The sequence below is a fragment of the Collinsella aerofaciens genome (assembly GCF_018785265.1).
Taxonomy (GTDB): domain Bacteria; phylum Actinomycetota; class Coriobacteriia; order Coriobacteriales; family Coriobacteriaceae; genus Collinsella; species Collinsella aerofaciens_AI.
In genome coordinates this window covers 34774-55392 of sequence record NZ_WQPK01000045.1, presented here as the reverse complement: position 1 = coordinate 55392, position 20619 = coordinate 34774, and the positions used below count along the sequence as shown (strand labels likewise).

The following is a 20619-nucleotide window of genomic DNA, read 5'->3' as shown; positions in this document are numbered from 1 at the left end:
GCGCCCTGCGCCCCTGGGAAAGCCCCGCGTCCTAGGCTCCATACCGTCGCCACCCAAAACGGAAAGGACGTGGGCACCATGACCGAAGCCGCTGTTGAAACCTACGACACCACGACGAGGGGCGCCGCCTCGATGGCAGCCTATCGCGCCGTTCGTATCCTGCAGCTCTTGAGCGAAAACACCGGCGAAGACAAGGCCATGCTTTCCGATGAGCTGATCCGGCGCCTCGCCCATCCCGACGACCCCGCCCGCATGCCCATCTCGGCGGCGCGGCGCAGCATCTACACCGCCATCTCCGCGCTTCGCCATGCCGGATACGAAATTGAATACAAACGCGGCGTGGGCTACAAACTTCTTACCCGCCCGCTCACCGATGAAGAGATCATCCGGCTCCACGGTATGGTCATGCGCAACCGCTCCACGCCTATCGCTATCCGCAAGAGCATGGCGCAGCACTTAGTTGCCATGGCGAGCGCCGACGTTCGCGGCTACCTCGATACACCCGAACCCGCTCCAAGCGCAGGCAGCAAGGCTACCAAGGCAACACGCACGCCCATCAAGCGCATCGACACGTGCGAGCTCGTCGAGCAGGCCATCGACCACGGAACCACGGTGAGTTTTGATATTTCGAGCGTCACGACACGTGGCGAAACCGAAGCAGCACGGATGACACTCCGTCCCTTTGCCATCAGGCAGCGCGATGGCATCTCGTATCTGCTGGGAACGGTCTACGACGCCCGAGGCGCCGATGACACGTTGCGTACTGTAGAGATTGGCCGAATGAGAAACGTCAGCACGCGCCTGCTCGACGGCAAGAAGCTCTTCGCCGCCTTGGACGAGGACGACGCCTCCTCCGCCGCATAAGACCCTCCGCCGCCCATTCGACTACCCGTACCGCCCATCCGATTCTGTATTAAAAAACCCGCCAGGCTGTTGTAAAAATGGACATCAGCGCTACTATAGTTCCACTTGCACTTTGTCCCAGTGCAGTGTTTCCAGCCATTTTTATACTGGGGGTAATGATATGAAGGACATCACCATCAGCCGCAGGAGCCTTCTGGTCTCCGCCGGCCTGCTCGCGCTCGCCCCGCTCGCCGGATGCGGCGGCAACTCTGGTTCCGGCTCTGCTGCCGCCGGTTCCGACTACACCATCGGCGTTCTGCAGCTCACCGAGCACTCCGCACTCGATGCCGCCAACGACGGCTTTGTCAAGGCCATCAAGGAGAGCGGCCTTAAGGTTAAGATCGATCAGAAGAACGCCCAGAACGACCAGTCCACGTGCAAGTCCATTGCCGACAAGTTCGTAGGCGACGGCGTCGACCTGATCTATGCCATCGCTACGCCCGCCGCGCAGGCTGCCGCCGGCGCCACCGCCGATATCCCCATCGTGGGCTGCGCCATCACCGACTACGCCGCCTCCGGCCTGGTCCAGGACAACGACAAGCCCGGCACCAACGTCACGGGCGCTTCCGACCTCACCCCGGTCGCCGAGCAGCTCGAGATGATGCAGAAGGTCCTGCCCGACGTAAAGAAGGTCGGCCTGCTCTACTGCACCGCCGAGTCCAACTCCGACGTCCAGATCAAGGCCGCCAAGAAGGAGCTCGACAAGCTGGGGCTCGAGTACACCGATTTCACCGTCTCGAGCTCCAACGAGATTCAGTCCGTCGTCGAGTCTGCCGTGGGCAAGGTCGACGCGCTGTACTCCCCCACCGACAACACCATCGCCGCGGGCGCCTCGCAGGTCGGCCAGATCTGCAAGGAGAACAAGCTTCCCTTCGTGACCGGCGAGGAGGGCATGTGTAAGGCCGGCGGCCTGTTCACCCTCTCCATCAACTATGAGGACCTGGGCTACGCCGCGGGCGAGATGGCCGTCAAGATCCTGAAGGGCGAGGCCAAGCCCGAAGACATGCCGATCAAGCACCTCTCGAGCAAAGACCTGGTCGTCGTCAAGAACGACGAGATGGCCGAGGCCCTGGGCATCGACCTTTCCGCTCTGGACGCGTAATGCTATACGCGGCATGCGTCTAGAGCCCGTGCTCGCGCTTTAGCCGCGTTATTCAATATCTGAGCCACAGGGGCGGGCGCTGTAGACCGGCGTCCGCCCTGCTTGTTTCAGGTAAAACAAAACGTCTGTCCGCAGCTCTTCTATGCATTGTTACCGCTATTATGGTGAATCACGTGTCCACCCTATCCTAGGAGGTATGAAGCATGCTCATTGCATTGCAGGGCGCCGTTTCGCAGGGCGTCCTCTGGGGCATTATGGTGCTTGGCGTGTTTATCACGTTCCGCCTGCTCGACATTCCCGATATGACCTGCGACGGCAGCTTTGCCCTCGGCGGCTGCGTCTGCGCTGTGCTCATCGTCAATAACAACGTCGACCCGCTGCTCGCCGTGCTGGCCGGTATGTGCGCCGGCGCCATCGCGGGTGCCGTCACGGGCATTTTGACCACCGTCTTCGAGATTCCCGCGATCCTCGCCGGAATCCTCACCCAGATCAGTCTGTGGTCCATCAACCTGCGCATCATGGGCAAGTCCAATACGCCCATTCTTGCCAAGGGCACCGTGTTTTCGGCCGTCAGCAATATGACCGGCCTGCCGCAGTCCACCGTTGCCATCATCTTGGGCATCCTGCTCGCCGTGGCTATCGTTGCCATCCTGTATTGGTTCTTTGGCACCGAGATCGGCTCGGCGCTGCGCGCCACCGGCAACAACGAGTACATGATCCGCGCTCTGGGCGTCAACACCAACTCCACCAAGATGATCGCCCTCGTGCTCTCCAACGCCCTCATCGGCCTTTCGGGCGCACTCATCTGCCAGAGCCAGAAGTATGCCGACATTGGTATGGGCACCGGTGCCATCGTTATCGGTCTTGCCGCCATTGTTATCGGTGAGGTGCTCGGCCGCCTGCTGCCCGGCGGCCTCACGCAGTTTAGCGTCCGTCTTGCCTCCGCCGTCTTTGGCTCCGTGGTGTACTTCCTTATCCGCGCCATCGTGCTGCAATTGGGCATGGACGCCAACGACATGAAGTTGCTCTCCGCCGTGATCGTCGCCGTGGCCCTGTGCGTACCCGTGGTTTGGGAGCGCTATAAGCTCCGCAGCTCCTACACGAAGGGGGATGAGGCAGATGCTTAAGCTCTCGCATGTCAAGAAGACCTTTAACAAGGGCACCGTCACCGAGAAGCGCGCGCTCACCGGCGTCGACCTCACCCTGAATGACGGCGACTTTGTAACCGTGATCGGCGGCAACGGCGCCGGCAAGTCCACGCTGCTCAACATGATCGCCGGCGTATATCCGCTCGATTCGGGCGTTATCGAGCTCGACGGCAACGATATCTCGCGTCTGAGCGAGTCGCAGCGTGCCAAGTACCTGGGCCGCGTGTTCCAGGACCCCATGCGCGGCACCGCAGCCGACATGCAGATTGCCGAGAACCTGGCCCTCGCCAAGCGTCGCGGCCAGCGTCGCGGCCTTTCATGGGGCGTCACCAAGGCCGAGAAAGATGAGTACGTTGAGCTGCTCAAGCGCCTGGACCTTGGTCTGGACACGCGTCTCAACGCCAAGGTCGGCCTGCTCTCGGGCGGCCAGCGCCAGGCACTCACCCTGTTGATGGCCACGCTCACCAGGCCGCGCCTGCTGCTGCTCGACGAGCACACCGCGGCCCTCGACCCCAAGACGGCATCAAAGGTGCTCAACCTGACCGAGGAGATCGTCGACGAGAACCACCTGACCACGCTCATGGTCACGCACAACATGAACGACGCCATCCGTCTGGGCAACCGTCTGATCATGATGCACGAGGGCCATGTGATCTACGACGTGGCCGGCGACGAGAAGAAGTCGCTCACCGTGGCCGACCTGCTGCAGAAGTTCGAGGAGGTCTCGGGCGGCGAGCTCGCCAACGACCGCATGCTGCTAAGCTAAAACCTGCCAAATAGGGACAGGTTTATTTTGGCAGGTTTTATCTGCGCAAACGTCAAAACCGCCGCTAAGGGACAGACGCCCTTGCGGCGGTTTTCGCATATGATGTCGATAATCCGATATTCAACCAGACATTCTGGCTAAGGACTAAGGAAACTGCCATGAAAAGACTCCCCCGCCTTGCGTTAGCCGCCGCGTTGTTTGCCGGCGCGCTCGCAGGCATCCCAAGCCTCGCTTTCGCGGGGAACCTGCCCGCCGCTATTGACGGCTCCGTGGCCGTCATGCACACCAACGACATCCACGGCAGCTACAAGTACAGCTACAACGAAAGCAAGGGCACCGGCACCGTCGGCTTCGACGGACTGGCAGTTCTCTATAGCGCCCAAAGCAGCGCCCCCGATCTTTTGCTCGATGCGGGCGACACCTTCCACGGACAGTCCTTCGCCACCATGAGCGAGGGCAAGAGCATCGCCGAGCTCATGGACACCTTCTACGCCGACGGCTACGACGCGACCACGCCAGGCAACCATGACTGGAGCTACGGCGCAGACAAACTCCGTACCATGACCGGCTACAGCACCACCGGCACGCCCTTCGCCATACTCTGCGCGAACGCGAAGTCTACGAGCGGCGTATGGAGCTCGAGCATCACGAAGACGCTCAATCGCACCTGGGAGGATAGCGAGGATCACTCCACATTCGACTACAAAATCAAGGTCGGCGTCGTCGGAGCCATGGATGAGTCGCTAGGTTCCTCGCTGCGCGCAGACCTGGTCGCGGGCACCAGCTTCTCGAGTGCCGCAAACGCCATCAATGCCGAGGCAGAGCAGCTGCGCAAGGAGGGCTGCGATGTTGTTGTGTGTATCGCGCACACGCTCGACGCTAAGACCTTTGCCACACAACTCGCTGGCGTCGATGCCCTTATCGCAGGCCACGAGCACATCAACCTTAACGAGAAGGTGACGGGAGCCGACGGCAAGACGATCCACGTTGTCGAGGCAGGCAGCGCCTTTGCCGAGGTGGGGCTGCTTTCCGTCCCCTACGAGTACGACACCAAGGGCACCGAAAGCACCGACGATGACACGGTCACGGTCCCTGCAGACGGCAGCGACGAGAAGCTCTACACCGCCAAGAACGTCAACGACCTTTTGGCAGACCCCGACAAGGGCTCCGACTACCAAAGCCGCCTTAAAGCCGTCCGCAACAAGATCAAGCCGCTCGACGACGCCTTTGAAATCGAATCGAACAAGGTGCTCGGCACATCCGCCACTGACTATTTCTACGGCGAGGACGCGGCAGGCACGCATGGTTGGGAAATGGTGCGCACCACCGATTTCCGCCCCAGCAACCCGGGCGACACCACCAAGGCCCAGACCATCGGCCATGTGATTTGCGGCTCCTATCTTGCCCTGACGAGCGCAGACCTCGCTATCGAGAACGCTGGCGGCATCCGCGGCGGCATCGCGGCGGGCAACGTGACCGCCGGCAACGTCATCGCTATCTCGCCCTACGGCAACACCGTGGAGACCTGGACCATGACCGGCGCGGACTTCCTCGCAGCGCTCGAGCACTCGCTACAAATTAGCGACGATTGCAACGACAGCTACGAGCTTCAGCAGGCTTATGTGGCGGCCGGTCACACCGAGCAGGAGGCGCAAGACAAGTACAAGTGGCGCGATGACTCTGGCAGCGTTCTCTCCTTTGGCGGCATCAACGTGGCGATTGATTGGACGCAGCCCGAAGGCAAGCGCATTGTGAGTGCCACACTCACCAAAGACGGCAGTACGCTCGACCCCGCCAAGACCTATACCGTCGCCACCAACAACTACATCATTACCAACACGACCGACTTTCCCACCTTTGCACACGCCACCAAGTACACCGAGTGGGGCACGTGCGAGGCGGCGCTGAGGGCGCTGATTGGGCAGAACGGCTGGGAGAGCAAGATGGCCGGGCTCGCCGGCACCATCAGCTTTGGCTCCGCAGCCGTGGACCCCACGCCCACACCGGCCCCGACGCCTAAACCCTCGCCTAAGACGGACACGACGACCACGAAGGTCATCACCAAGAAGACGACCGGTAAGCTCGCTGCAACGGGAGACCGCACGCTGGCAGTAGTTGGCGCGTGCCTTATCGGCGGCATCATCGTCATCATGCTCGGCATTATCTGGAAGCGTCGACGCTAAGCTACACCGCCGGGCCTTGCAGCCCCGCCGCGTAAACCTTATATCGAGCACAGAAGCCCGTCCGAATTTGATCGGACGGGCTTCTTGGTGGGTATCATGGTTGGACGATCATTAGGAGGTTTCCCTACATGGAATTGTTTGAGCCAATTCTTCATTTCTTTGAGCAACGGTGGGTCCACAACATCATCTGGGCCGTCATCTTGGCGATAGGCACCGCCGTCGCCGCCAAGGTCGTATCCAAGACCCTGAACCATCTGCTTAACCGAGACGATAACCCGCTTCCGGCATCGAGTATCTTCATCAACATCGCGCGCGCCGTCATCTGGATGATTGGCGGCAGCTTTATCCTCGACAACTGTTTTGGCATTAATGCAAACGCCCTCGTCGCCGCTCTTGGCGTCGGCGGCATCGCCATCTCGCTCGGCTTTCAGGACACGCTATCAAACCTTATCGGCGGCATGCAGGTGACCTTTATGGGCATCATCAAACCCGGCGACAATATCGAGGTCGGCGGCGTATCCGGCGTTGTCCAAGACATCACTTGGCGCCATACGACGATTGAGGATGCCTGTGGACAGACCATCATTGTGCCCAATTCCAACATCTCCAAGAACACGCTCGTGCATTTGATGCCCTTTGGGCGCGTGGCCGTGCCCGTCGCGGTCAAGGACACGTCCAAGTGGGCTTCACTGGACGCGCTGGCAGATGAGCTCACCGACGCCACCAAGGCCGCCGTGCTTCCCATCTCGGGCTTTGACAAGGAGCCCTACGTACTCTTTAGCGAGATCGGCGACTTTGGCATCAAGGGCAAGATCATCTTTATCGTCAGCGACGACAGCACTACTTTCACGGCAGCCGACGCCTGCATCCGCGCCATCGCCCCCATCATCGCCTAAACCACCGCAAAGGGGACAGGCATCTTTGTAGTGGTTTTCATTCGTGGTACCATGGTTTATATCGTTGTTTAAACGACTAAGGGAGTAGACACCATGGAAGAGGCCTATCGTCAAGCACGCAAGCGCGGCGAGCAGGGACGCCGTCGCGCCATCAGCCAAAGCGAGCATCCATACCTTACGGACCTCGATAGCTTGGTTGCTCAGCTCCCCTTAGGTCAGCGAGTGAGCGTCGGCCTGCGGGATATTCCGCTCGAAATGGTCGTCGGCACGGTCACCAAAGGCCGTCAGTCCGCCTTTTCATGCAACTTTATGCCCCTGCTGCCGTTTAACACCGAGTTCGCCCGCAAGTGGTCCAACCTCTACGATATCCAGGTAACCGAGGGCTATCGCGACCCCATCATCGTCACCGAGTTCATGCATCGGTTCTATGTCCAGGAAGGCAACAAACGCGTCAGTGTCCTCAAATTCCTGGACGCTCCAACGGTTTCGGCCAGGGTTACCCGTCTCTACCCCGGCACATGGGATTCCGTCGAAAGCCGCCTGTACGGTGAATTCTGCGCGTTTTGGCGCGTCTGCCCCCTATACGAGATCGAGTTCTCGCGTGAGGGAAGCTACGAGACGCTCGCCAAGATGCTCGGTCAGAACCTTATCGAAAAATGGCCGCAGAAAAAGGTCGACTACCTGCGCCACACCTTCCTGCTCTTTAAGCGCGCCTACCTTCGCGCAGGCGGCGACCACCTGGACATTACGCCTGCCGACGCCATGCTCGTTTACCTCAATGTGTACAACCAGGACCGCCTGCTGGATACGCCGACGGATATCGTCGTAAACCGCCTGTGCAAGATTTGGCGCGAGCTGGTCATTGCCGGCAAAAATGACGAGGACAAGGTCGATCTTGTCGAAGCGCCGAGCGTCGATGAGGAGGAGTCGCCCGCCAAGTCCACCTCTGGCGTGCTCAACTTCTTTATGGGCAAGACTGTCTATTCGGCGGCCAACCCCCTGCGTATCGCCTTTATCCATGAGTTCCCCTGTGCGGCGTCGAGCTGGGACAGTCTGCACGACCAAGGGCGTCAGTATCTCGATGAGCACTTTGGCGGTATCGTGCGCACCGAGGCGTTCGAGGACTGTCACGATCCGGATGTGTTCTACGCCGCCGTGGAAACGGCTGTCAAACATGGAGCAAACGTCATCTTCTCGACCTCGCACCGCCTGATGGAATACACGCTCAGGGCTGCCGTTGAGTATCCCCGGGTTCGGTTCCTCAACTGCTCTATCGGCCTTCCCCATCAAAGCGTCCGTTCGTACTTTGGCAAGATGTACGAGGCCAAGTTTCTGCTGGGCGCCCTTGCCGCCAGCATGGCGGACAACCACCGCATCGGTTACCACGCGTCGGTCTTCGCCTCGGGCGCACTCAGCGAGATTAACGCCTTTGCGATTGGCGCCTCACTGCTCGACCCCCGCGCGCAGGTAATCCTCACCTGGGGCGATGTGCCTGCCGGTGGTCTTGCCGAGGCCATGTGCCGCGAAGGCGTGAGCGTCATGACCGGCGCTGACATGTCAAAATCGCTCGAAGACCCAAGGGCCTACGGGCTTCACCGCTTGGTCGACGGCAAAGTCACCGGCATCGCCATGCCCGTATGGAACTGGGGCCGTTACTACGAGCTCATCGTTCGCAGCCTTCTGCACGGCACGTGGGACGAGACCAGCGACGACAACCAAGTGCGCGCTGTCAACTACTGGTATGGCATGAGCTCCGGCGTTATCGACATCCGTTACGCTCCGGGCCTACCCTACCAAACGCGCAAACTCGTGCAGTTGCTCCGCAACGGCATTGTTGTGGGATCCATCAACCCCTTTGGCGGCGAGCTCCACAGCCAGAACGGCGTGGTACAGATCGAAGGCTTCCCTCCGCTGCCGAGCACGCAGATTGTCGAGATGAATTGGCTGGCGGACAACGTGGTAGGCACCATTCCGCAGCTCGACGATGAGCCGAAAGTCCCTGCCCTATGAAAATCCTTGCCATAGCCGATACCGAAGAACGATGCCTTTGGGAGTGCTTTCGCAAGGAACGCTTTGAGGGAGTCGACCTGATTTTGTCCGCCGGCGATCTGGACCCGGACTATCTTGAGTTTTTGGTTACGGTCATCAACAAACCGCTCATCTACGTGCGCGGCAATCACGATGACCGCTACGCACGTCATGCACCGGGTGGATGTATCTGCGTAGAGGACAGCGTGTACACGTACCGAGGGATTCGCATTGCGGGCCTTGGCGGGTCCATGCGTTATCGCGACGGCGCCAACATGTACACCGAACGCGAGATGTCCAAGCGCATGCGTAAGCTGTCGCGTAAGGTTAGGATGGTCGGCGGGTGCGACATTCTGCTTACCCATGCACCCGCCGCCGGTATGGGTGATCTGGACGATCTGCCGCATCGAGGATTCGAATGCTTTAACACAGCACTCGAATCCTGGAATCCCGACTACATGGTGCACGGGCATGTGCACCAAAGCTACGGTTGCGATTTTCGGCGCGAGCGTCAGCATGTGTGTGGAACGACGATCATCAACGCCTGCGGCTATACACAGTTTGAGCTCGACCAGAAGCGCTACCCCATCCGTGGCTGGCAGGCAGCCTGGCTCAATTCGCAAACCATGCGCCGGGAGCTCAAACGCCACGAGGCAATCGAGTCCTCAACCGCAAGAACACCCTGGTAACCACCTCAAAGGGGACACTGTCCCCTTTGAGGTGGTTTTGACGCGATAGCAAGAAACCCGGTCCTGCGCAAGGCAGAACCGGGTTTCTTTAGCAATGCTTGCTTTGCTCAAGCAGTAACTAGCAGTTACTCAGCCAGGAAGTCACGCTGGACAGCGGGATCGACCTTGACGCCAGGGCCCATGGTGGAAGACACGGAGATGGACTTGACGTACTTGCCCTTAGCAGAAGAGGGCTTGACGCGCAGGATCTCGGTGTACAGGGCAGCGTAGTTCTCGACGAGCTGCTGCTCAGAGAAGGACTTCTTGCCCAGGGGCACGTGGCAGATGCCGTAGCGGTCGGCGCGGTACTCAACGCGGCCAGCCTTGAGCTCGGAGACCATCTTGGCGACGTCCATGGTCACGGTGCCGAGCTTGGGGTTCGGCATGAGACCACGGGGACCAAGGATCTTACCGATGCGGCCAACCTTGGCCATCATGTTCGGCGTAGCGATAGCGGCGTCGAAGTTGATCTCGCCCTTCTGGATCTGGGCGACGAGCTCGTCGGAACCGATGATGTCGGCGCCGGCAGCTTCAGCCTCGCGGGCCTTCTCGCCCTCGGCGAAGACGGCAACACGAACGGTCTTGCCGGTGCCGTGGGGCAGGGAGATAGAACCACGGATGTTCTGGTCGGCCTTACGAGTATCGATGCCCAGACGGAAGTGGGCCTCGACGGTCTCGTCGAACTTGGCGGTGTCGAGCTCCTTGATGAGCTTGGCAGCCTGAAGGGGGGTGTAGAGCGTGGCGCGGTCGATCTTCTCGGCAGCGGCGTTATAGCTCTTACCATGCTTAGCCATGTGCATTACCTCCTGTGGTTAAACGGGCGTGAGCCCTCCCACATCGTATCGTGTGCCCTATTGCACACATTTAACGGGCGCCCCGCTCGGAGCACCCGTCGTTACCATAAGAAATCGCTACTCAGCGATGGTGACGCCCATGGAACGGGCGGTACCGGCGATGATCTTCTTGGCGGCGTCAATGTCGTTGGCATTGAGGTCCGGCATCTTGATCTCGGCGATCTTGGTGAGCTGCTCCTGGGAGAGCTGACCAACCTTGTCGGCCTGGGGCTTAGCGGAACCAGACTTGAGGTTCAGCTCCTTCTTGATGAGGTGAGCCGCCGGCGGGGTCTTGGTGATGAAGGAGAAGGACTTATCCTCGTAGACAGAGATCTCAACGGGGATAATGTCGCCCTTCTTGTCCTGCGTCTCGGCGTTAAAGGCCTGGCAGAACTGCATGATGTTCACGCCAGCAGCGCCCAGGGCGGGGCCGACGGGAGGAGCGGGGTTAGCTGCACCAGCAGGAATCTGGAGCTTAATGACGTTGGCAACCTTCTTCTCAGCCATGGTCATTCCTTTCGAATCACGAGTGTGAAGTACTTGCTATATCGTAAGCACGCACGTGTTAGAAGCACTCCTGAGATGAGCAGTCACAGAAGAAGCACGCTCGCGCGAACGGACGAAAACTTAAGCGATGACAGCGACCTGGTTAAAGTCGAGCTCGACCGGCGTCTCGCGGCCAAAGATCATCAGCGTGACCTTGAGCTTACCAGCCTCGGTGTTAACCTCGGAGACCTTGCCATCAAAGTCGGTAAGCGGGCCATCGGTGACGCGGACGGACGTGCCGACCTGAATATCAACCGAGGTGCGCTTGGGCGAATCGCCCTTACCGGGACGACGAGTCATCTTATTGTACTCATCGCGGGAAAGCGGTGCGGGCTTACCGTTGCCGCCCAGGAAACCGGTGACGCCGGGCGTGTTGCGAACACACGTCCAAGCATCGTCATCCATCTCCATGCGGACCAAGACATAACCCGGGAAGATCTTGGAATCCTTGGTCTCGCGCTTGCCACCCTCTTTAATCTCGGTGACGCGCTCCATAGGAATCTCGATATCAAAGATACGGTCCTGCATGCCCATGGTCTCGATACGATGCTCGAGATCGGACTTTACGCGGTTCTCGTATCCGGAGTAAGTGTGAACGACGTACCAACGCTTAGACATGGTTTAGCCCCTCAATCCAGAGAACAGAGCAAGAGCCTCGCCAAAGCCAGCATCGAGCAGAGCGATGACGACGCCGACGACGACCAGAGAAGCGCAAACGACGACCGAGTAGTTCACGAGCTCCTTCTTATCGGGCCACGTGACACGCTTCATCTCGGACTTGACCGAAGCGAAATACTTCTTGGTGCGGGCGAAGAAACCAGGCTTCTCGTTCTTCTTGGACTTCGCAGCCTTCTCGTTCTTCTTGGCAACGGCCTTCTTGGCCTCAACCTTGGAGTTGGCGGCAGCGTTGTTGGCAGGTGCCGGCTGCTGAGCCTTCTTCTTGTTCTTCTTGTTGGCCATTTGGGTTACCTCCGCGCAATGCGCTTATACATGAGTAAACCGTAAGCTCCCAAGTGGGAGCTTACGGAATAATGACTGGCACGCCAGGAAGGACTCGAACCCTCAACACTCGGTTTTGGAGACCGATGCTCTACCAATTGAACTACTGGCGTATGTGACTAGAGACTAGCGAGTCTCTTTGTGCAGCGTGTGGTGACGGCACCAGGGGCAATACTTCTTGATCTCCATACGATCAGGCATGGTCGACTTGTTCTTGGTGGTCGTATAGTTGCGGCGCTTGCACTCAGTGCACGCAAGAGTAACTAGAGTACGCATGTATCCTGAACCTTTCATTTCCGCCCCGTACGGGCACGAGTTGTTACTTTATCAGCTCCACGTAAGTGCTGTCAATGAAAACCTCGAGTCAATTGGTTCTCGGTGGATCCATTCATATTTGGAACACATCAATGAAGCCATCGAGAGCTAATCGACGGTGCATCCAGGACCATTATCGATCCTCTCGACACCAGCAACGGCTCAATATCCATTGCAGAAAAGAACCCGGCACCCATATAAGTGCCGGGTTCTCTAAGTCAGCTATATCAAAGAGCTAATTTACTCAATGATCGTGGAGACGATGCCCGAACCGACGGTGTGGCCACCCTCGCGGATAGCGAAGCGCAGGCCCTCCTCCATGGCGATCGGGTGGATGAGGTCGCCCTCGATGCTGATGTGGTCACCAGGCATAGCCATCTCGGTGCCCTCGGGGAGCTTGACCGTACCGGTAACGTCGGTGGTACGGAAGTAGAACTGAGGACGATAACCATCGAAGAACGGGGTGTGACGGCCGCCCTCCTCCTTGGTCAGAACGTAGATCTCACCAGTGAACTTGGTGTGCGGGGTAACCGAACCAGGCTTGCAGAGAACCTGGCCGCGCTCGATGTCCTCGCGCTTGATGCCGCGGAGCAGCAGACCGACGTTGTCGCCAGCCTCGCAGAAGTCCATGGACTTACGGAACATCTCGATACCGGTAACGACGGTGTTCTGGGTATCCTTGATGCCGACGATCTCGACGGGCTCGTTGAGCTTGAGCTCACCGCGCTCGACACGGCCGGTAGCAACGGTACCACGGCCGGAGATGGTCATAACGTCCTCAACGGCCATCAGGAACGGGAGGTCGTTGTTACGAGCAGGCGTCGGGATGTACTCGTCGACGGCGTTCATGAGCTCGCGGATAGCGTCCATCCACTTGGCGTCGCCCTCGAGAGCGCCCAGAGCGGAACCACGGATGACGGGGATGTCGTCGCCGGGGAAATCGTACTCGGAGAGGAGCTCACGGGTCTCCATCTCGACGAGGTCGATGAGCTCGTCATCGTCGACCATGTCGCACTTGTTCAGGAAGACGACGATGTAGGGAACGCCGACCTGACGGGCGAGCAGGATGTGCTCGCGGGTCTGAGCCATGGGGCCGTCGGTAGCGGCGATGACCAGGATAGCGCCGTCCATCTGAGCAGCACCGGAGATCATGTTCTTGACGTAGTCAGCGTGGCCCGGGCAGTCAACGTGAGCGTAGTGACGGGCAGCAGTCTCGTACTCGACGTGGGAGACGGAGATCGTGATGCCGCGCTCGCGCTCCTCGGGAGCCTTGTCGATGTTCTCGAACGCAGTGAAGTCAGCCTTGCAGCCCTCGGTCTCGGAGAGAACCTTGGTGATGGCAGCGGTCAGCGTGGTCTTGCCGTGGTCGACGTGACCAATGGTGCCGATGTTAACATGCGGCTTAGTGCGCTCAAACTTCTCTTTGGCCATAAAGCCCTCCTCTTAACAGGTCGTCCCCGGACGGGACTTTGCCTTTATACCATAGTGGCCTCTCAACATACTATTGAGAAGCCACCGTGTTACCTATGGTAGCGGTGACTGGATTCGAACCAGTGACGCCACGGGTATGAACCGTGTGCTCTAACCAACTGAGCTACACCGCCGGATGGAGCCTGCAACCAGACTTGAACTGGTGACCTCTTCGTTACCAACGAAGTGCTCTACCGACTGAGCTATACAGGCACTTGACGGGTGGGAGCTATAGGATTCGAACCTATGTAGGCAGAGCCAACGGGTTTACAGCCCGTCCCCATTAACCACTCGGGCAAACTCCCAATCGTTCAAGTATCCGCAGGTTCTTTGGTCTTTTGGACCGCCGCCCCCGCGAACGAAGAAGATAATACGATGCAACCTTGGGGGCTGTCAACGAAAACCTCTAGATACACGGCCCCGGGCGTATCTATATACCTTTGACCTGCTGTTTTGTTGAGTTGGGATATGAGGGACGGTGGTTTTGGCTACGCTTGTGACATTTCACGAGGGAACACTTTGTCACGGTGGAGTACATCTGCAGCATCGACCTTCGATACCGACCCTCTTGCACTATTACATAGGTCACGATCGTGCTTCCACGGCACGTTCAAGCGTGGATAATCTCCCGCTTTTAGCGCGGCTCTAAGCCCAAAGCGGAGATTATCCACGCTCATTCTCCAGACGGGAGAACTATAGAGCCGCTACTGCTCGGGCCAGACCAAAGTAGACCCATAGAGCGGCTCCCCCTTGGTGCAGGGGTAGCGACTCAAGTAACACGACGATAGCAAGTCGAAGAAATAGGTCATGGCGTATTTCGAATAAACGCCGAGTCGGTCAATTCCGTTTCCCGCATTACCAAGACGATATACACGGTCAAAAGACCTCGATTTGTCATCGTTGCTAAACGCAGTAATTAGAATCTTCCTGCCCGAACGGCAATCAAGATACTCACGCGCCTGGGACGCAAATAGCCCGGAGACCGATACGAGAATTATCAATGACTGCGAAGCGTCTCCCATGTTTTTCAATTCCGCGACGTTAGCCCCAGCAACTATGCGAACTATCTTGCCCGCATAAAACATTTCCTGCTGAAATCGTACGAGATTGGCGCTCACATTATTGGTGCACCAGATTTCAACGTTTTTATGGCCATCAATTTCGTCGGCAAGGTGCTTAATAGCGATATCGGACACGCCGCTTTCAACCTCAGCGAACATCTCGATCATGCGAACGTCGAGCTCTGCCCTGTACTCCTCGTAGCCAAATTCCTCCTCTCGATGGCTTAAGTCGCTTGGAAAGACTGATTGAGTAAATGATTCTTTCAAATCGCTAAGAGACTGGTAGCCCAATCGATTGCAGAAACGACGAACAGCGGAACGGGTCACGAATGCATCGCGGGTTATTGTGGCAACATTGATTTCGCTCGAACGCCTAATGTGAGCGATGAGATATCGAGCGATGGCGGCATCGTTTGACCCAAACTCGCTGTTGATGATGGAGCTAATGCGATTGAGCACATCGAAGTCATTGATATTCACGTGATCCCTCTTTCCGCTCTCCTCGAAATCATAGTTCATTTATTGAATCAAACAGCTTTGGTCGTTCTCCTATGATTCAAATCAGTTGACGTCATCTTAATCGTAATTCCGCCACACGTATCCACCGTGTTGAATGATGGAAAGGGGATTCATGGGCAACGTGAACAACATCCCGTTTCTCTGGGGTTCCGCCACGGCGTCTTATCAGTGCGAGGGTGCCTGGAACGAAGACGGCAAAGGCCTTGGCGAGTGGGATTTCTTTAACCACACAAGCAATAAGAACATCAACCATGTTGACGGTGATGTATCTTGCGACTTCTACCATCGCTATGAAGAAGATATCCGCATGATGAAAGAAGGCGGACAAAACACCTATCGCTTCTCTCTTTCATGGAGTCGAATCATCCCCACGGGTATCGGTGAAGTGAATGAAAAGGGTATCGATTTTTATAATCGGGTCATTGATTGCTGCCTCGAAAATGGCATAGAGCCCAACGTTACGCTGTTCCATTACGATCTGCCATTCACGCTTGCTTGCAAAGGCGGATGGCTGAACAACGATATGGCAGAGTGGTTCTGCAAATACGCCAAGATTTGCTTTGAGCGCTTTGGAGACCGCGTCAAAATCTGGGCTACCGTTAACGAGCCGCATTTCTACAGCTACTGCGTAAACATGTTGGGCAACTATCCCCCCAATCGATCGCTCGACGTTCAGTCGTACATGCAGTTTCAGTACAACCTGATGCGCGCAAGCGCACTCGCAGTCCGAGCATATCGTCAAATGGGCTACGACGGCATCATCGGCGCCGTCCACGATGGCGGCGTTGTCGAACTCGACCCGGCAACCGAGCACCCCGATGACGTATTTCGATACGCAGACTTTTTCGCCAATCGCATGATTCTGGCACCAGCACTTCAGGGTCAACTGCCGCCAGAAATGGACGAAATCCTTGAAAAACTTGGCGTCTCGCTCTATCGATCCCCAAATGACGTAGAAGAATTCAGAGACGGTAAAGTCGATTTTATTGGACTCAACGTGTATTGCCGAGAGTATGTAACCGACTGGCACGGTGGAGAGCTTGCCGTTTCGGCGAACAATAAGGGCGGTTCGAGCAAAAAGGTCGAAGGAAAATGCATTGCGCCCTTGTTTGAAAGCGCCCGCGACAGCAATGTTCCCCGCAATAAATGGGGCCGCGAAATACTCCCAAGTTGCATGTATTCAACCATCATGGATGTCCACGAGCGCTATGACGCGCCCCGCATCTTTATTACGGAAAACGGACATGGCGCCTATGAGCAACCAGACGCAGACGGAATAATCCACGATGATGACCGCATCGAGCTTCTGGGCCAGTTCATCGAGCACATGATGAGGGCTAAGCGCGACGGCGCGCGCGTTGAGGGCTACTACCTCTGGTCGACGATGGATCTGTATAGCTGGATCAACGGCTACGAAAAACGATACGGACTTGTCCATATCGACTTCGAGAACAATCTGGAGCGCACCCCCAAAAAGAGCTGGTATTGGTACCGAGACCTTATCTCGAAGTATCAGGAGCAGGAAGGTTAGGAGAAAGAGATGAAATATCAGGCAATGTCCGAAACAGTCCTAAAGGCTGTTGGCGGCAAAGAGAACATTACATCGGTAACTCATTGTGCGACGCGCCTTCGCATCGACGCACGAGACACCTCGATCATCGATCTCCAGCTCGCCAAATCGGCTGACCAGGCGCTCGGGGCAGTAGTCAGCGGTGGCCAGCTTCAGGTGATCATCGGCCCCAACGTCACCGAGGCCTACAACGACTTCCTCGACTTCGCGGGAATCGAAGTCGGCGGTGGCACGGTTGCCGACGATGCCCAAACCGCCAGAGACCTTGCAGAAGGCATTAAAAGCGGTAACACCGCCATGGGCTTGATTGAGAAATTCGGGAACGTCTCTGCACAGGTATTCATGCCCATCGTCCCGGCGCTCATCGTTGGCGGACTCATTCTTTCGATCAAGAATCTCCTGGTCAATTATTGTGGATTGAGCACCGATAGCGGAACCGCCCAGGTTCTGCTGGCGATCTTCAGCGCCTCATTTAGCTTCCTGCCCGTTTACCTCGGCTATCAGCTCGCCGCCGTCATGAAGATGCAGCCTATCATGGGCGCACTGCTGGGCGCAATCATGATTAGCTCGTCTATTAGCGGTGCTGAGGGTCTCGACTTTCTTGGCATCCCCATCCCGACGAATGACTACTCGAGCACGGTGGTGCCAATCGTACTGGGCGTTGTGTTCATGTACTTTGTTGATCGCGGTCTTCAGAAAATCATCCCCGACATTACCAAACTGTTCTTGAAGCCGCTGCTCACCATGTTCATCGTCGTGCCTGTTGAGCTGATTATCCTCGGCCCCGCCGGCAGCATGATGGGCTACGCGCTGAGTGATGCCGCCACGTGGCTCATGGATAACGTGGCATTTATCGCTACTCCAATCCTTGCAGCCCTTAACCCCTATTTTGTCATGCTCGGTCTTGATAAGGCCTACATCGCGATCGAAGTTACGAGCTTGGCGCAGCTCGGCTGGGCGCCCATCATCTTTGGCTTCATCTCAAACCTCTGCATTGGCGGCACGAGTCTCGCCTTGGCAACTGCAATGAAAGGCAACAAGGAGAAGAGAGGTATGGTCACCACGGTTGCCGTCACCGCACTCTGTGGCGTAACTGAGCCCGCATTTTACGGCTGCCTCATCGAGCGTCCCCGCCTGCTTGTCGGCACAGCAATCGGCGCCCTCTGCGCGGGGTTCCCTGCAGGCATCTTCGTCCTGAAGGAGTATGTTGCGGGAGCATGCCCCGGTCTTCTTTCTGCGCTGATCTTTATCGCTCCCGATGGATCCATGGGCAACTTCGTACTGGCGTGCGTTGTCGCCGTCATCGCCATCGTTGTCTCGTTCATCGCTGCACGCGTGATCATCAAGAAGAATCCCAACTATATTGAGTAGATGCGCGCTGCTTGCATTGGGGACATCCTCGGCAGACCATTAGCAAGAACCCAAGAAGTCCCTTAGGAGCTCGATTAATCCATTCGGATTCCTCAGGCACAAACGACCCCGATTCCACAATGAAATCGGGGTCGTTGTTTCTAAAGCCTTCGATAGACAATCGGTGTTTACCTTAGCTCCCTATCCAAGTTAATTATCCACGCTCGTTCTCCGGTCGGAAGATTTTCTTCTCTCGCGTGTCCAGAAATCCACGCTCGAGCAGAACATCCAGGTCCGCACCCGCCCTTGTCTCGATCTGTAACAGCAAGAGGCCTATTCCGCTTCTACATGTTACAGATCAAGATATTCCTAAAACACCCTAAGTTTCATCTCAATCTGTAACAGTTAGATGCCAAATATCGGTCTTGGTGTTACAGATTTAGACAAACTGGAGGACGAGACAAACCAAAAACGGGATGGGCGCTAACCCGATGGCGCACCACCTAAATAGAAACGGGCTCTGTCCCATATAGAGACAGAGCCCGAAACTCTCATGGAGCCAGTGACAGGAATCGAACCTGCAACCCACTGATTACAAATCAGTTGCGCTACCGTTGCGCCACACTGGCACACTTGGCGCTTTCGCGCGAAGCCTGTTAAGAATAAAGGAATTACGGACGGGGCGCAACAGGCCACACGGCGTTATACAAATATGCAAAATCCAGCAACAACAGGTACCAGGCCCGTTCATTTCTGTCGGTTCGCCCTCAATCTCAAAACCATTCGTCAGAACGAATAGTTTTAATTACAATTGCTATATATAAAACTATTCGTTTTGACGAAGGGTTTCGTGATGCTCACTACCAAGGAAGCCGCCGAGCTGCTCGGCATCACCCCGCGCAGGGTGCAGGAGCTCATTAAGAACGGCGCGCTGACCGCCCGCAAGGCTTCTGGCGTGTGGCTTATCGACAAAGACAGCGTAGACACGCGACTCCGCTCCGCAACCAAAAGAGGGGGACGACCTCGTCGCGGGCATGGGAAAAGCGAAATCGCATTTACTCTCATGAACCGCACGCACGAAGTCGCTCGGCTGGTCTACAGCACATCGCGAAAAGACTTTACCCACATCGGCGCCGACGTCGATCGTGCCCACGCCCCTATTGGAGTATTTGGCCCTAATAGTCCCATATCGCTCGACTCCTTCCGCATCTGGTGGCGCGGCCGCGGTATCCCGCTCGCACGCATTGGGCTAGCCTCCCTGCTTGCAGAAGCCGCAGTCGATGTTCCCGATGAACTCGTACAGCGAAATCTTGGCCTCTCCTTATCCGACCAGTATTGGATTAGACCCCAAGGCTCCGGTCTCGCGTGGGAAGATATTAACTTCTTCAATAATGCTTTTGACGACGTCTCTCTGTCCATCGCGTCCTTCGCCCCAGAGGGCAAGGCAGCTGCCGCAAAGCCCGACAACACCTCGGACGGCAATCTTCAAAAGTACTGGACATGCGAGGGCGGGCGTCGAATTCTGCATAAGGCAGGAGCGCACCTGAACCAGGAACCTTATAACGAGCTGGTGGCGACCGCGCTCCATCGTCGCATCCTAAATGCCAGCGATTTTGTGCCTTACTCGCTCGAGGGCACGGGCACTTCCGCCCTGAGCATATGCGATGTCTTCTTAACTGATGAAGAAGAGTATGTCCCTGCGTTCTATGTAAACCAGTACGCAAACGCAGGTGAACGACTAGCCGACTACGAGCGATACGTAGCAAACTGCGAGGAGCTCGGGGTGACAGGCGTCAAGGATGCCCTTGACCGCATGATCGTATGCGATGACATCATTGCCAACTACGATCGTCATTGGCGCAACTTCGGCCTCGTGCGAAACGTCAACTCACTGGCCTGCAGACCAGCCCCCATCTTCGATTCGGGCTCATCACTCTGGTGCAACATATCACTAGAGGAGCTTAGGGCGGGAGAGCACAGTTTTACCAGCGCACAATTTCATTCAAGCCCCGCCAAACAAATGTTGCTCGTCGAGGACATGGGCTGGTTTGACGGCGACAAACTCGAAGGCTTCGTTGACGAGGCAATCGAGATTCTGTCCAGAAACGACGCGCTCACGGCAAGGCTGCCATATCTAAAAGAGGCGCTTACATGGCGCCTCCGTAGAATGATCGACATCGCTGAATGGAGTTAGCGAGACAG

The 20619-nt window shown here is 57.1% G+C and carries 18 protein-coding genes and 5 tRNA genes; 11 read left to right on the top strand and 12 right to left on the bottom strand.

Annotated elements, in window-relative coordinates; translation table 11 throughout:
* The first annotated feature begins 78 nt into the window (after window positions 1-78).
* The 8 genes from GPK42_RS07675 to GPK42_RS07640 all read left to right on the top strand — a co-directional run bounded on the left by GPK42_RS07675 (window position 79) and on the right by GPK42_RS07640 (window position 9715).
* Entirely contained in the window at window positions 79-864 is a 786-nt protein-coding gene (locus GPK42_RS07675) for a hypothetical protein (RefSeq protein ID WP_196032551.1), read from the top strand.
* A gap of 160 nt (window positions 865-1024) precedes the next feature.
* Window positions 1025-2005 carry an ABC transporter substrate-binding protein gene (locus tag GPK42_RS07670; protein ID WP_215694687.1) on the top strand — a complete coding sequence of 327 codons (981 nt, stop codon included), beginning with the start codon at window positions 1025-1027 and terminating at the stop codon, window positions 2003-2005.
* A 203-nt stretch (window positions 2006-2208) separates the two neighbouring features.
* Window positions 2209-3132: an ABC transporter permease gene (locus GPK42_RS07665; protein ID WP_006234992.1), complete on the top strand. Its 924-nt coding sequence runs from the start codon at window positions 2209-2211 to the stop codon at window positions 3130-3132.
* Window positions 3125-3919 carry an ABC transporter ATP-binding protein gene (locus GPK42_RS07660; RefSeq protein ID WP_215694685.1) on the top strand — a complete coding sequence of 265 codons (795 nt, stop codon included), beginning with the start codon at window positions 3125-3127 and terminating at the stop codon, window positions 3917-3919. The genes GPK42_RS07665 and GPK42_RS07660 overlap by 8 nt, the downstream gene beginning before the upstream one ends.
* A 158-nt stretch (window positions 3920-4077) precedes the next feature.
* Complete coding sequence (locus tag GPK42_RS07655) at window positions 4078-6102, top strand: bifunctional metallophosphatase/5'-nucleotidase (protein ID WP_215694683.1); 2025 nt, start codon at window positions 4078-4080, stop codon at window positions 6100-6102.
* A 128-nt stretch (window positions 6103-6230) separates the two neighbouring features.
* Window positions 6231-6998, top strand: a complete 768-nt coding sequence (locus GPK42_RS07650) for a mechanosensitive ion channel family protein (RefSeq protein WP_215694680.1) — start codon at window positions 6231-6233, stop codon at window positions 6996-6998.
* Window positions 6999-7091: 93 nt separating this feature from the next.
* Complete coding sequence (locus tag GPK42_RS07645; RefSeq protein WP_215694678.1) at window positions 7092-9008, top strand: BMP family ABC transporter substrate-binding protein; 1917 nt, start codon at window positions 7092-7094, stop codon at window positions 9006-9008.
* On the top strand, window positions 9005-9715 hold the full coding sequence (locus GPK42_RS07640) for a metallophosphoesterase family protein (protein ID WP_215694676.1): 711 nt from the start codon (window positions 9005-9007) through the stop codon (window positions 9713-9715). The genes GPK42_RS07645 and GPK42_RS07640 overlap by 4 nt, the downstream gene beginning before the upstream one ends.
* A 125-nt stretch (window positions 9716-9840) precedes the next feature.
* Here the strand turns inward: GPK42_RS07640 and rplA are convergent, their stop codons facing one another.
* The 11 genes from rplA to GPK42_RS07585 all read right to left on the bottom strand — a co-directional run bounded on the left by rplA (window position 9841) and on the right by GPK42_RS07585 (window position 15458).
* Entirely contained in the window at window positions 9841-10548 is a 708-nt protein-coding gene (rplA, locus tag GPK42_RS07635) for a 50S ribosomal protein L1 (protein ID WP_022093892.1), read from the bottom strand.
* 117 nt (window positions 10549-10665) lie between these two features.
* Window positions 10666-11094, bottom strand: a complete 429-nt coding sequence (gene rplK, locus GPK42_RS07630; RefSeq protein ID WP_022093893.1) for a 50S ribosomal protein L11 — start codon at window positions 11092-11094, stop codon at window positions 10666-10668.
* Between the two features lie 120 nt (window positions 11095-11214).
* On the bottom strand, window positions 11215-11751 hold the full coding sequence (nusG, locus tag GPK42_RS07625; protein WP_006234984.1) for a transcription termination/antitermination protein NusG: 537 nt from the start codon (window positions 11749-11751) through the stop codon (window positions 11215-11217).
* A 3-nt stretch (window positions 11752-11754) separates the two neighbouring features.
* On the bottom strand, window positions 11755-12093 hold the full coding sequence (secE, locus tag GPK42_RS07620; protein WP_117635375.1) for a preprotein translocase subunit SecE: 339 nt from the start codon (window positions 12091-12093) through the stop codon (window positions 11755-11757).
* 76 nt (window positions 12094-12169) lie between these two features.
* Window positions 12170-12245 (bottom strand) — tRNA-Trp (locus GPK42_RS07615).
* A 13-nt stretch (window positions 12246-12258) separates the two neighbouring features.
* A complete protein-coding gene (rpmG, locus tag GPK42_RS07610) occupies window positions 12259-12408 on the bottom strand; it encodes a 50S ribosomal protein L33 (protein WP_022093895.1) in 150 nt (49 codons plus the stop codon).
* A 279-nt stretch (window positions 12409-12687) separates the two neighbouring features.
* Window positions 12688-13878 carry an elongation factor Tu gene (tuf, locus tag GPK42_RS07605; protein WP_215694674.1) on the bottom strand — a complete coding sequence of 397 codons (1191 nt, stop codon included), beginning with the start codon at window positions 13876-13878 and terminating at the stop codon, window positions 12688-12690.
* 96 nt (window positions 13879-13974) lie between these two features.
* Window positions 13975-14051: transfer RNA gene (locus tag GPK42_RS07600), tRNA-Met, on the bottom strand.
* Between the two features lie 3 nt (window positions 14052-14054).
* Window positions 14055-14130, bottom strand: a tRNA-Thr gene (locus GPK42_RS07595).
* Window positions 14131-14140: 10 nt separating this feature from the next.
* A tRNA-Tyr gene (locus GPK42_RS07590) sits at window positions 14141-14222 on the bottom strand.
* 399 nt (window positions 14223-14621) lie between these two features.
* A complete protein-coding gene (locus GPK42_RS07585) occupies window positions 14622-15458 on the bottom strand; it encodes a MurR/RpiR family transcriptional regulator (RefSeq protein ID WP_195232391.1) in 837 nt (278 codons plus the stop codon).
* A gap of 151 nt (window positions 15459-15609) precedes the next feature.
* Between GPK42_RS07585 and GPK42_RS07580 the strand changes: the two genes are divergently transcribed.
* Window positions 15610-17028 carry a glycoside hydrolase family 1 protein gene (locus GPK42_RS07580; RefSeq protein WP_195444114.1) on the top strand — a complete coding sequence of 473 codons (1419 nt, stop codon included), beginning with the start codon at window positions 15610-15612 and terminating at the stop codon, window positions 17026-17028.
* 9 nt (window positions 17029-17037) lie between these two features.
* On the top strand, window positions 17038-18438 hold the full coding sequence (locus GPK42_RS07575) for a PTS transporter subunit EIIC (RefSeq protein ID WP_215694670.1): 1401 nt from the start codon (window positions 17038-17040) through the stop codon (window positions 18436-18438).
* A 533-nt stretch (window positions 18439-18971) separates the two neighbouring features.
* On the opposite strand, the gene GPK42_RS07570 is transcribed toward GPK42_RS07575, so the two are convergent.
* Window positions 18972-19046: transfer RNA gene (locus tag GPK42_RS07570), tRNA-Thr, on the bottom strand.
* 224 nt (window positions 19047-19270) lie between these two features.
* On the opposite strand from GPK42_RS07570, the gene GPK42_RS07565 reads away from it, so the two are divergent.
* Window positions 19271-20611 carry a DNA-binding protein gene (locus tag GPK42_RS07565; RefSeq protein WP_215694668.1) on the top strand — a complete coding sequence of 447 codons (1341 nt, stop codon included), beginning with the start codon at window positions 19271-19273 and terminating at the stop codon, window positions 20609-20611.
* The last annotated feature ends 8 nt before the right edge of the window (window positions 20612-20619 follow it).

What these genes read in the sequence shown, in the direction of transcription:
- GPK42_RS07640 (WP_215694676.1), top strand. Translation starts at nt 9,005, where the DNA reads ATGAAAATCCTTGCCATAGCCGATACCGAAGAACGATGCCTTTGGGAG.
- GPK42_RS07655 (WP_215694683.1), top strand. Translation starts at nt 4,078, where the DNA reads ATGAAAAGACTCCCCCGCCTTGCGTTAGCCGCCGCGTTGTTTGCCGGC.
- GPK42_RS07580 (WP_195444114.1), top strand. Translation starts at nt 15,610, where the DNA reads ATGGGCAACGTGAACAACATCCCGTTTCTCTGGGGTTCCGCCACGGCG.
- GPK42_RS07565 (WP_215694668.1), top strand. Translation starts at nt 19,271, where the DNA reads ATGCTCACTACCAAGGAAGCCGCCGAGCTGCTCGGCATCACCCCGCGC.
- nusG (WP_006234984.1), bottom strand. Translation starts at nt 11,751, where the DNA reads ATGTCTAAGCGTTGGTACGTCGTTCACACTTACTCCGGATACGAGAAC.
- GPK42_RS07660 (WP_215694685.1), top strand. Translation starts at nt 3,125, where the DNA reads ATGCTTAAGCTCTCGCATGTCAAGAAGACCTTTAACAAGGGCACCGTC.
- secE (WP_117635375.1), bottom strand. Translation starts at nt 12,093, where the DNA reads ATGGCCAACAAGAAGAACAAGAAGAAGGCTCAGCAGCCGGCACCTGCC.
- rpmG (WP_022093895.1), bottom strand. Translation starts at nt 12,408, where the DNA reads ATGCGTACTCTAGTTACTCTTGCGTGCACTGAGTGCAAGCGCCGCAAC.
- rplA (WP_022093892.1), bottom strand. Translation starts at nt 10,548, where the DNA reads ATGGCTAAGCATGGTAAGAGCTATAACGCCGCTGCCGAGAAGATCGAC.
- tuf (WP_215694674.1), bottom strand. Translation starts at nt 13,878, where the DNA reads ATGGCCAAAGAGAAGTTTGAGCGCACTAAGCCGCATGTTAACATCGGC.
- GPK42_RS07645 (WP_215694678.1), top strand. Translation starts at nt 7,092, where the DNA reads ATGGAAGAGGCCTATCGTCAAGCACGCAAGCGCGGCGAGCAGGGACGC.
- GPK42_RS07575 (WP_215694670.1), top strand. Translation starts at nt 17,038, where the DNA reads ATGAAATATCAGGCAATGTCCGAAACAGTCCTAAAGGCTGTTGGCGGC.
- GPK42_RS07675 (WP_196032551.1), top strand. Translation starts at nt 79, where the DNA reads ATGACCGAAGCCGCTGTTGAAACCTACGACACCACGACGAGGGGCGCC.
- GPK42_RS07650 (WP_215694680.1), top strand. Translation starts at nt 6,231, where the DNA reads ATGGAATTGTTTGAGCCAATTCTTCATTTCTTTGAGCAACGGTGGGTC.
- rplK (WP_022093893.1), bottom strand. Translation starts at nt 11,094, where the DNA reads ATGGCTGAGAAGAAGGTTGCCAACGTCATTAAGCTCCAGATTCCTGCT.
- GPK42_RS07665 (WP_006234992.1), top strand. Translation starts at nt 2,209, where the DNA reads ATGCTCATTGCATTGCAGGGCGCCGTTTCGCAGGGCGTCCTCTGGGGC.
- GPK42_RS07670 (WP_215694687.1), top strand. Translation starts at nt 1,025, where the DNA reads ATGAAGGACATCACCATCAGCCGCAGGAGCCTTCTGGTCTCCGCCGGC.